8 protein-coding genes are annotated in these 10,775 nt (G+C 71.4%); 3 read left to right on the top strand and 5 right to left on the bottom strand.

Annotation, left to right across the window (positions count from 1 at the left end):
* The first annotated feature begins 145 nt into the window (after nt 1-145).
* Together ACE5C1_RS06420 and ACE5C1_RS06415 are read left to right on the top strand one after the other, a co-directional pair.
* Nucleotides 146-1,657, top strand: a complete 1,512-nt coding sequence (locus ACE5C1_RS06420) for a permease (protein ID WP_374943227.1) — start codon at nt 146-148, stop codon at nt 1,655-1,657.
* Nucleotides 1,654-2,670 (top strand): serine hydrolase domain-containing protein, encoded by a 1,017-nt coding sequence (locus ACE5C1_RS06415; protein WP_374943226.1) that lies wholly within the window; start codon nt 1,654-1,656, stop codon nt 2,668-2,670. The genes ACE5C1_RS06420 and ACE5C1_RS06415 overlap by 4 nt, the downstream gene beginning before the upstream one ends.
* On the opposite strand, the gene dacB is transcribed toward ACE5C1_RS06415, so the two are convergent.
* Nucleotides 2,651-4,099, bottom strand: a complete 1,449-nt coding sequence (gene dacB, locus ACE5C1_RS06410; protein WP_374943225.1) for a D-alanyl-D-alanine carboxypeptidase/D-alanyl-D-alanine-endopeptidase — start codon at nt 4,097-4,099, stop codon at nt 2,651-2,653. The genes ACE5C1_RS06415 and dacB overlap by 20 nt on opposite strands.
* A gap of 103 nt (nt 4,100-4,202) precedes the next feature.
* Here dacB and ACE5C1_RS06405 point away from each other — a divergent pair, with 103 nt between their 5' ends.
* Nucleotides 4,203-6,023, top strand: coding sequence for an amidohydrolase family protein (locus ACE5C1_RS06405; RefSeq protein ID WP_374943224.1), 1,821 nt, complete (start codon nt 4,203-4,205; stop codon nt 6,021-6,023).
* Here the strand turns inward: ACE5C1_RS06405 and ACE5C1_RS06400 are convergent.
* The 4 genes from ACE5C1_RS06400 to dgcN are packed head-to-tail and all read right to left on the bottom strand — an operon-like array spanning nt 6,014 to nt 10,771.
* Entirely contained in the window at nt 6,014-7,255 is a 1,242-nt protein-coding gene (locus ACE5C1_RS06400; RefSeq protein WP_374943223.1) for a dicarboxylate/amino acid:cation symporter, read from the bottom strand. The genes ACE5C1_RS06405 and ACE5C1_RS06400 overlap by 10 nt on opposite strands.
* Nucleotides 7,252-8,790 carry an amidohydrolase family protein gene (locus ACE5C1_RS06395; protein ID WP_374943222.1) on the bottom strand — a complete coding sequence of 513 codons (1,539 nt, stop codon included), beginning with the start codon at nt 8,788-8,790 and terminating at the stop codon, nt 7,252-7,254. The genes ACE5C1_RS06400 and ACE5C1_RS06395 overlap by 4 nt, the downstream gene beginning before the upstream one ends.
* Complete coding sequence (dgcA, locus tag ACE5C1_RS06390; RefSeq protein WP_374943221.1) at nt 8,787-9,776, bottom strand: N-acetyl-D-Glu racemase DgcA; 990 nt, start codon at nt 9,774-9,776, stop codon at nt 8,787-8,789. The genes ACE5C1_RS06395 and dgcA overlap by 4 nt, the downstream gene beginning before the upstream one ends.
* Entirely contained in the window at nt 9,773-10,771 is a 999-nt protein-coding gene (gene dgcN / locus ACE5C1_RS06385) for an N-acetyltransferase DgcN (protein ID WP_374943220.1), read from the bottom strand. The genes dgcA and dgcN overlap by 4 nt, the downstream gene beginning before the upstream one ends.
* Nucleotides 10,772-10,775: the final 4 nt, after the last annotated feature.

Genomic DNA, 10,775 nt, shown 5'->3' with positions numbered 1-10,775 from the left:
CCCAGGCGAGGGTTACAATTAGCAACGAAAGTGTCATGGAGCGCTAGGGGCAATCCGTCGCGGCGGCGCAAAAATATGCAGTAGACGTGCAGTTGACGTGACGACGCCCGCGCCCGACGCTGGCCGTGCCGAAGCCGGAGACCGCATGACCGCCGCATCGACGTTCGACGAAGCACCGCCGGCGGCCTTGCACGGCGCCGGACGGCTGGCGGTGTTCGGGCTGCTCGGCTTCTCCGCCGGGCTGCCGTTCTACATGTTCTCCACCGTGCTGACGCTGCGGTTGGCGGAGCATGGCGTCGCGCTGGCGGTGATCGGCTTCTTCGCCTGGGTGCAGTTGCTGCCGACCTTCAAATTCGCCTGGGCGCCGCTGCTCGACCGCTACGACGTGCCCGGCTTTGCGCGCTTCTGGGGCAAGCGGCGCGGGTGGATCATGCTCGCGCAGCTCGGCATCGTCACCTCCACTGCGGCAATGGCGCTGACCGCGAGCGACCGGAGCCTCGGCGTCACCGCGCTGTTTGCGGTACTGCTCGCCTTCTGGACGACGACGCTGGAGGTCGCCGCCGACGCCTGGCGGATCGACGTCGCGCCGACCCAGGACCTGCAGGGGCCGATCGTTGCCGCAAACCTGTGGGGCTATCGCAGCGCGATGGTGGCGGCGGGCAGCGGCGCGCTGCTGGTTGCCGATGCCGCCGGGTGGAGCGCCGCCTATTGGCTGATCGCCGCGGCGGCGTTCGCGCCGTTCCCGGTGCTGGCGGCGATGCGCCCCGAACAGGATCGCGAGCGGGGCAGGGCGTTGGCGCTGGCGACCGGCTTGCTCGCGAGTGCGGCCATTCTGCTGGCGGCTGCGACGCTGGTGGCCGCAATCGGCAGCGTCGTGCTGGCAGTCGCGGCGCGCTTGGGCATCGACGGCGGCGCGAACGTCACCCCTTACGTCCTGGCGATCTGCCTCGTCCCGTTCTTGGCGATGGCCGCTGCCCTGCCAAGGATCAAGCGCGCGGCGCCGCACTCGCGGCTGCGCACGTCGACCGCAATCGGGCCGTATGTCGATTTCTTCTGGCGATACGGTCGCGGCGCGCTGGTGCTGATGGCGTTTGTCTCGATCTACCGGATGGGCGATGTGCTGGCGCTCAACCTGTCGAAGCCGATGATCAAGGCGCTCGGTTACTCGCTTACCCAGATCGGTCGCGCCGACAGCCTCGTCGCGCTCGTCGCGAGCATGGCCGGGGTCGGCATGGGCGGCTGGATCGTCACTCGCTGGCCACAAGCGTGGACGCTGGCGATCGGCGCGGTCTTCGCGGCAATCGGCAATTTCGGCTTCGTCTGGCTGGCGCACCGGCCGCCAAGCGAGGCGATGCTCTACGTCGCGACCGCCGCCGACCAGTTCGGCAACGGCATGGCCGGGGCGGTCTTCGTCGTCTACCTGTCGATGCTGGTCAACCCGCGCTATCCCGGCGCGCAATATGCGTTCCTGTCGGGCTTCGCGTTCCTGCTCCCGCGCCTGCTGTCGGGAGCAGGGGGCGTCGTCGTCGAGCGGCTCGACCGCGCGGGCTATGCGGGGTTCGACCTGTTCTTCCTGGCATCTGGCTTGGTAAGCCTCGCCGCAATCGCCTTCCTGCCCGCGCTCGCCCGCATCCGGCCGCGAGCGGACGATCGGTGATCGAGGACGTCGCCGATTCGGCCTTCGCGCCCGCCGCCGCTGCGGTCGCGGACGGGCGCATTCCCGGCGCGGCGCTCGGCGTCGTCACCCGCAACGGCGATAACGCCATTCGCGTCGCCGGCATGGCGGCGCTGGTCCCGGAGCCCGAGCCGCTCACCGCACATCACTGGTTCGACCTGGCTTCGGTCAGCAAGGTGATCGCCACCACGACGATGATCCTGCGGCTCGCCGATGAAGGTCGTCTCGACCTCGACCGCCCGTTGACCGACGCCATCCCCGACCTGCGGCAGTACGACATCGACGGCGCGCGCGAGCGGCGGCTGACCTTCCGCGACTGCCTGACCCACGCGACGCATCTGCCCGCGGTGGAGCCGATCTATACCTACGGCGACGACCCAGCCCGCCTGCGCGCCTTCGTCCTCCAGCGCGAATGGCACGCGGGGCCGCCGGTCTATTCGGACATCAATTTCATCCTGCTCGGCATCGCGATCGAGCGGATTACGGGTGGCGGGCTAAACGCCTGGCCGCTGCCGCCAGGCCTGTCGTTCGCGCCGCAAGGCCCCGCAGTCGCCACCGAAGCCTGCACATGGCGCGGACGGGTGCTCAAGGGCGAGGTTCACGACGAGAACGCCTTCGCGCTCGGCTGCGCGGGCCATGCGGGTGTGTTCGGCACCGTCGCCGGGGTACTCGGTTTCGCTCGCGGGTTGCTAGACGGAACCGGCGCGTCGCGCGCGATGCTGGCCGCAATCCGCGAAACCACCAACGGCCATCGCACAGCAGGGTGGGAGCGCCGCTTCCCCGGCTGGCCGGGCGGCGATGCGTGTTCGGACGAGACGATCGGCCACACCGGCTTCACCGGCACCGGGCTGTGGATCGACTTCGCGCGCGGCGTCGCCTGGACCCTGCTGACCAACCGCGTCCACCCGACCCGCCACCGCGACAGCGGCATCTTCGCGCTCCGCCCAGCCACCGGCGACGCGCTGATCGCCGCGTTCAGTTCTGGGCAGCGATGAGGGTCAGCGCGGCATCCATCGCCGCGCTCGCGGAGGTATCGCCGGGCATGTCGGCCGCAAAGGCCGCGAACACCAACGTCCGCCCGCTCGCCGCCACCAGGAACCCCGAGAGGGCGGACGCGGCGGCGAGCGTCCCCGTCTTGGCGAAAACCTTGCCCGCCAGGGGCGTGCCCGCGAACCGCTGCTTGAGCGACCCGTCGACGCCGCCGACCGGCAACGTCGCGCGGAACGCTGCTCCCCAGGGCTGTCGTTGCGTCCAACGGAGGAAGCGCACGACCCCGCGCGGCGAGACGCGGTTATAGCTCGACATCCCCGATCCATCGGCGAAGTCGTAGCGCCAGCGCTCCACTTCGGCCGTATCGAGCATCGCGCGCACCGCCGCCTGCCCATCGGCGATCGACCCGGTCCCCGCGACCAGCCCGACGCGACGCAGCAGCAGTTCGGCATGCACGTTCTGGCTGACCTTGTTGGTCAGCGTCAGATCCTCGATCAACGGCGACGCGGCGAGCTGCGCCAGGGGAGCGGCCCGCGGCGGCCGGGCAGGGGGCACTGCGCCGCGCACCGCCGGATCGTCGGCGGGCGCGAGCGGCCGGTGCCGCACGGTGACCGCGCCCGTCACCCGCACCCCGCGCGCGATCAGCATGGCGCGCAGCACCCACGCGGCATAGCGGGCGGGATCGTCCACCCCGACCCGCAGCGCCTGCCGCTCGCCATCCGCTGCGACCGACCCGTCGATGCGCAGCACGTCGCTGCCCGGCATCCGCGCATAGCCGAGCGCCGTCCGCCCGGCCGTCGTCACCCGGTTGTCGATGCGGTAATAGGGCGCCGCGATGGTCGCGGGCGTGCCCGCAGCCGCGCCCGGCTCGACCCACGCCGCGATCTCGTTGTCGTCGAGGGTCAGCGCGGAAATGCCGGTGCCCGACCGCGTCGGGATGTTGTTCCAGCTCATCCCCGGGCTCCACCGTTCGTCCGGGAACAGCGTGTCGTCGCCGACGACGTCGTGGACGACACGCGCCCGCGCGGCGACCGCATCGGCGAGCGTGCCCAGGCAGTCGCGTACGCAATCCGCCGCGCTCGACAGCCGCGCGTCGCCACGACCCTCCAGCACCACGTCGGGCGCGCCCGCGCGCGCGTCCAGCCGCACCGCTGCGCCGCCTGCGGCATCGTCCCGCGTCACGTCGCCCAGCAACGCAAAGGCGGCGGCGGTGGTGAACAGCTTGGTGTTCGACGCAGGCACGAAGCGGTCGTCGGGCGCGATGCCGACGATCTCGCGTCCCTCCATGTCGGCGACGACAACGCCGAACCGGGTGCCCGGACCCTGCGCGCGCAAGACCGCCGCGACCCGCTCGGTCAGCGGCGTGTCGGCGAGCGCAGGCGTGGCGCACGCCAGCAAGAGCAGGGCAACCCTCCGGATGTACGTCGCCGCCATGCGTCACGATTAGCGCGCTGCCCGCCCGGCACAATAGAGGGTTGCCGCCAATCCCCGCCCATCGCAGAACACCGGCGTTCGCTGGCGATGGGGGGCAGGCCGCATGATCCGTACCGCGTTCGCGATCCTCGCCGCCCTGTTGATCGGCGTCGCGCCGCCGCCGGACGAGCCGTCCATCCTGATCCGCGGCGCGCGTGTCTTCGACGGCACCGGCGCGCCCGCGACCGTCCGGGACGTGCTGCTGACCGGCGACCGCATCGCGGCGGTTGCTGCGCACCTGAAGGTGCCGCGCGGCTCCCGGATCGTCGACGCGCGCGGGCAGACGTTGCTGCCCGGCCTGCACGACCTCCACACCCACCTGCGCGCGCCCGGCTTCGAAGCGCCCGACGACCTCGGCAAGGCCTACGCCGCGTATCTGGTGAACGGCGTCACGCGGGTGAACGACTATTCCCTGTCGGGAGAGATGCTCGCCCCCATCCGCGAGATGGTCGCATCCGGCGCCATCGCGGCACCGCGGCTCGAACTGGCGGTCCGGCTCGGCGTCCCCGGCGGGCACGGGACCGAATTCGGCTGGGGCAGCTTCTTCACGCTGGAGGCCGCCACCCCGCGTGCCGCCCACGCCGCGATGCGCCGCGCACTCGCCTACCGCCCCGATGTCATCAAGGTGTTCGCCGACGGCTGGCGCTACGGGCGCACCGCGGACCTCAACAGCATGAACGTTGCGACGCTGAGCGCCATCGTCGCCGACGCGCACGCGGCCGGGCTGCCGGTCATCACCCACACCGTCACTCTCGAAGGCGCGAAGGTCGCCGCCGCCGCCGGGGTCGACGCGCTCGGCCACGGCGTCGGCGACGCGCCGGTCGACGACGACCTCATAACGTCGATGCGTGCGCACGGCACCGCGTACATCCCGACCCTGGCCGTCTTCGAGCCGCAGCAGGACCGCACCTTCGCGCCGCTTGAGTGGCGCGGGCTGCGCCCACCCGAACGCGCCCGGGAGGCCGAGCGGATGGCGCGCCCGCGCGAGGCGATCCCCGAACTGGAAGCCCGCCGCTGGACGATCATGCAGGCCAATGTTCGTCGCCTCCACGCCGCGGGCGTCGCGATCGGGGTCGGCACCGATGCGGGGATCGAGGGGGTCTACCACGGCGCATCGACGATCCGCGAAATCGCGCTGCTGACCACCTGCGGCCTCACCCCCGCCGAGGCGCTGACTGCCGCAACCGCGACCGGCGGGCGCATCCTGCGCTCGCCCGATCACGGCCGCATCGCAGCGGGTCAGCGCGCCGACCTGCTGCTGGTCGCCGGACGGCCCGACGTGGCCATCGCCGATCTCCGCAACGTCCGCCGCGTGTTCGTCGCGGGGCGGGAGGTCGCGCTTAAACCGCTCCGCCGCCTTCTCGACTCCGATGCGCCGTCGCCTCTGCCGGTCCACCGGATGACCGGGCCGATCGACACCGGCGCGCGCGCGGACGGGCGCACCGACCTCGACACGCTCGCCGTGGACACGACCGAAACCGGCGTAGACCACAGCACGCTCGACGTGGCGCGCGCGGGCAAGGCGATGTTCGCGGTCGCGCGGATGGGATCGGCCCCGCGGCCCTATGCGCAGCTCGTGGTGCCGCTGACCCGCGGCAGTATCCAGTTGGCCGATGCCAAGGGCTTCACGGGCGTCGCCTTCACCGCGCGCGGCAGCGGGCGCTATGCGCTGGCGTTCGACAGCTATGGCCGGAGCGAGCGGTTCGAGGCACAGTTCGATGCGGATGCCACGCCGCGCGAAGTCCGCATCCCGTTCGACGCGTTCGCCAGCGACGAATCCGGCGCACTCGACCTGGCCAAGCTACGCGCGTTGATCTTCCGCCTGAGCGGCACGCCCGGCGCGCGCGCCTGGCTCCAGCTCGAAGACCTGCGCTTCTACCGCTGAGGCGGCGCCCGATAGGCCGCACCGTCCAGTTCCCCCTCCCACCGAGCCACCGTCGTCGCCACCGCCAGGTTCGCGCTCGCGCTCGGCACCGTGCGCGTCATGTCGAGCAGCCGGTCGAACGGCAGCACGAAGCCGACCACTAGCGCCGTCTGCTCTGGCGCAACCCCGACCGCCGACAGCACCGCCGCCAGCATGAACAGCGACGCCGACGGCACCGGCGCGGTCCCGAATGCTGCCAGCGCCCCGGTCAGCAGCACCGTCGCATAGACCTGCGGCGTCAGCGCCACCCCGAACGCCTGCAGCGCGAACACGCTGAGCAGCCCTACGTACATCGCGGTGCCGTCCTTGCCGATGCTGGCACCCAGCGGCAGCACGGTCGAATAGACGTTCCGCCCGACCCCCAGATTGTCCCCCGCGACCCGCATTGCCACGGGCAGCGTCGCCGAACTCGACGCGGTCGAGAAGGCGACGACCAGCGCATCGACGATGCCGCGAAAGAACGGCCACACCGGCACTCGTGCGACCAGCCGCAGCAGCAGGCTGTGCACCACCACGATCTGGATCAGCGATCCGATGACGACCGCCAGCGCCAGCCAGCCGACATGGACGAACACCGCCGCACCGTTCGCCGCGACCGCATTTGCGATCAGCGCGAACACCCCGAACGGCGTCGCCTCCATGACGATGCCGACCACGCGCAGCAGCACCGCCGACAGCGACTGGAGCAATCCCGCGAACGGCTTGCCCGCATCCCCCGCCAGCACCGTCCCGACGCCGATCAGGATCGCGACGAAGATCAGCGCGAGCATGTCGCCCTTCGTTAACGCCTCGACGATGTTCAGCGGCACGATGCCGACCAGCTGGTCGTACGGCGTCACCGGCGGCCCGAGCGCATGCGGCGCAGCCGTGCCCAGCGCCGCACCGACGCCGGGCCGGATCAGTGCGGCGACGCCCATGCCGACCGACACCGCAACGAAGGTCGTCCCCGCGAACAGCGCGATCGTGCGGCCTCCCAGCGACCCCAGCCGCTTCGGGTCGCCAAGCGACGTGATCCCCGCCGCGATCGTCACCAGCACGATAGGCGCCACCAGCATGCGGATCGCGCGCACGAAGAGGTCGCCGAGGAACGCCACGTATGGCGTTCCTTGAGGCCAGAGGAGCGCGAAGGCGAGGCCCAGCGCCAACCCCGCCAGCACCCGTTTCCACAACGCGGTGCGGAACCACCAGCTCAACCGCAGCGCCCCGGGGGTGTGTGCGGCAGCGACCGCCCCGCCGCACGACCGGTCGCAACGCCGCCGTCGACGACGACTGCGCCATTGACCAGCACCGTCCGCACGCCCGTCGCGAACAGCGTCGGCTGCTGGTAGGTGGCGCGCGCGGCATAGATCGCCGGGTCGAACACGACGACATCCGCGAACCCACCGCGGCGCAAATACCCGCGCCCCGCCAGCCCGAAGGTGTCCGCAGTCAGAGCCGAACTCCGCTCGATGAACTGGCGCAGCGTCAGCACATGCTCGGCGCGCACGTATTTGGCGTATTTGCGCGCAAATGTGCCGTACACCCGCGGGTGCCCGGTCGACGCGTCGGAGCCGGTCATCACCCACCGCTGGCGCATGAATGCGGCAATGTCTGCCTCGCTCTGATTGAACGACGCGACCGCCGGATCATGGACCCGGATCGTCGCGATTGCCGCGCCGACCGCATCGGTCCGCAGCCGGACGGCGATGTCGGCCAGCGTATGGCCGCGCTCCGCCCCTTCGGTGACCAGTAGCGCCGCGGCGCCACCGCGCTTGCGCAAATTCTCGGTCATGCCTGGGCGCAATCGCGCGGCCAGCGAAGGATCGGCGAAGCGCCGCAACAGCGCCTCGCGCCCGCCGTCCTGCGCCCAGAGCGGCACCAGCGCCGCGACCAGGCTCGTGCCGCTCGCGTTCCACGGGTATTGATCCGCGGTCACCGCCTCGCCGCGAGCCCGGGCAGCGGCGATCCTGGCGATGATCGCAGGCGCCTGGCCCTGCACGTCAACGCCCAAAGCCTTGATATGGCTGATGTGGACCGGCATCCGCGCGGCGCGCCCGATCGCGACGGCCTCGTCGATCGCCGCCGCGAGCCCGACGGTGTAGCTCGATTCGTCGCGGATATGCGTGTCGTACGTGCCGCCGCGCTCGCCCGCCTCACGCGCCAGCGCCACCACTTCGTCGGTGGCCGCAAAACTCTGCGGCGCGTAGAACAGGCCGGTCGACAGCCCCAGCGCGCCCTGGCACATCGCACGCGCGACGATCCCGCGCATCGTCGCCAGTTCCGTCGGTGTCGGCGCTCGCCGTGCCTCGCCGATCACCGCACGGCGGATCGCACCGAAGCCGACATAAGTCGCATAATTGATGCCGACCGGATGCGCAGGGGTCAGCGTCGCCGCCACGTCGGGCTTGCCGCCGCCATCGTTGCCGACGAAGGCGGTCGTCACCCCCTGCATCAGGAACGGCAGCACCAGCCGCTCCTGCGCATCCGGCGACGCCAGCATCGCCTCGACATGCGTATGCGGGTCGATGAACCCCGGCGCGACGACCATCCCCCGCGCCTCGATCGTCCGCCGCGCGCGCAGCGTCGCATGCGGTCCGACGTAACGAATACGGTCGCCGGTCACCGCCACGTCGCCGACGAACGGCGCATCGCTCCCCGTAAAGACCGTACCGCCGCGGATCAGCACATCGACCCGTTCGGGCGCTGCCCCGAGCGTCGCCAGCGCGGCTAGAACGATCAGCGCCCTCAAGGTTCGCCCCAGAAGCCGCGGGCGGCGGGTCGGAGCATGCCCCCGTCGTCACGGACCCCGCCCACGCGGTCCTCGCGCAGCCACCACGGCCCGTCGAGATCGACGAAGTCGCTGACCGCGGCAACATGCAGCGCAGGCGCGATCGACAGCGACGAAGACACCATGCACCCGGTCATCAACCCCATCCCCCGCGCCCGCGCCGCCGACGCAAGCTCCAGCGCCGCGGTCAACCCGCCGGCCTTGTCGAGCTTCACGTTCACCACGTCGTAGCGCCCGGCCAGCCCGTCGAGATCGGCGGCGACATGGACCGATTCGTCGGCACACACCGGCACACCCGCATCGAACCCTTCCAGCCACCCGTCCGCATCGGCCGACGCAGGTTGTTCGAGCAAGGCGACCCGCGCCTCGACCAGCACGTCGCGCATTGCGCTCGCGCTCGCTTCATCCCAGCTCTCGTTCGGATCGACGATCAGCGCGGCGTCGGGCGCTGCGCTGCGAACCGCACGGATTTGCGTCGCCGGATCGACCGCATCGACCTTCACCTTGAGCAGCGGCGCACGTGCGACCGCAGCAGCCGCGCGCGCCATCGCCGCGGGCGTGTCGATCACGATCGTGAGTGCGCTCGCGATCCGACCCGGAGCGGGCGAGTCCAGCATCGCCGCTACGCTGCGCCCACCCAGCCGCGCCTCCAGGTCCCACAAGGCGCAATCCACCGCATTGCGCGCCGCGCCCGGCGGCAGCAGCGCCAGCAACGTCTGCCGACCCGCGCCGCCTTCGACGGAGCCCGCCACTGCGGCGATCTGCGCCAGCACACCCTCCACGCTCTCGCCATAGCGCGGGTAAGGCACACCCTCGCCGCGCCCCACTGCATCGCCCTCGCGGATCGTCACCGTCACCACGTCCGCTGCGCTTTTCACCCCGCGGGAGATCCGGAACGGCGTGTGCAGCGCGAACCGCTGATGCTGCGCGGCCAGCGTCCGGGTCACGCGAGCAGCCGGTCGACGATCGCGTCCAACCCGAAGCGCATCGGATCGGTGCAGGGCAGCCCGTGCTCGTCCGCGGTCGCCGCGCACAGCGCCCGTGCCTCGCACTCGTCCGAGGCGGACGTGTTCAGGCAAATGCCCACCGCGCGCACTGCCGGGCTGGTCAGCCGCGCGATCGCCAGATTCATCGCCAGCGTCTCGGCGATGCCCGGCAGCGGCTGCCCCGGCAGCCCGCGCATGTGCCCGCGGCCCGGATCGTGGCACAGCACGATCGCCTCAGGCTGTGCGCCGTGAAGCAGCCCGGTCGACACCCCCGCGAACGACGGGTGAAACAGCGATCCCTGGCCCTCGATCACGTCCCAGCCGCCGTCGTCGCGCGCGGGCGCAAGCCGCTCGACCGCGCCCGAGATGAAGTCCGCCACGACCGCGTCGATCGGCACGCCTTCGCCGGCGATCAGGATGCCCGTCTGCCCGGTCGCGCGGAAATCCGCGACCACCCCGCGCGCGCGCAGCGCACGGGTCAGCGCCAGCGTGGTGTACATCTTGCCCGTCGAGCAATCGGTGCCGACCGTCAGCACCCGCCGCCCGGCGCGCGGGCGCCCGTTGCCGACCGGCAAGTCGACCGGCGCATCGCGCACGTCGAACAGCGTCACCCCCGCCGCCCGCGCCGCCTCTGCCAACCGCGGCTGATCGCGCAGCCGCTGATGCAGCCCCGCCGCTACGTTCATCCCCGCTTCGATCGCCGCCAGCGCATCCTCGACCAGCGCGGGCTCCATCGTCCCGCCCGAATTGGCAATGCCGAGCACCAATGTCTTCGCGCCCGCAGCCGCGGCCTCCACCATCGCCATCCGCGGCAGCCCCAACGTGAACGGGCAATCGTCGTGCCGGAACTCGCCGACGCATTTCTCCGGCGCGAAGGTCGCGAGCCCGCGCGACGTCTTCACCCCGATGAAGTCGGTGCTGTGACCGAGGTAGAGGAGCAGCGGCAAGGGGATCATGACG

This window comes from Sphingomonas sp., assembly GCF_964263785.1.
Classification (GTDB): Bacteria; Pseudomonadota; Alphaproteobacteria; order Sphingomonadales; family Sphingomonadaceae; genus Sphingomonas.
This window is presented reverse-complemented; position numbering and strand designations above follow the sequence as displayed.

Bases quoted from the DNA above. Each gene is read 5' to 3' on its own strand.
- ACE5C1_RS06420 (WP_374943227.1), top strand. From the start codon at position 146: ATGACCGCCGCATCGACGTTCGACGAAGCACCGCCGGCGGCCTTGCAC.
- dacB (WP_374943225.1), bottom strand. From the start codon at position 4,099: ATGGCGGCGACGTACATCCGGAGGGTTGCCCTGCTCTTGCTGGCGTGC.
- ACE5C1_RS06405 (WP_374943224.1), top strand. From the start codon at position 4,203: ATGATCCGTACCGCGTTCGCGATCCTCGCCGCCCTGTTGATCGGCGTC.
- dgcN (WP_374943220.1), bottom strand. From the start codon at position 10,771: ATGATCCCCTTGCCGCTGCTCCTCTACCTCGGTCACAGCACCGACTTC.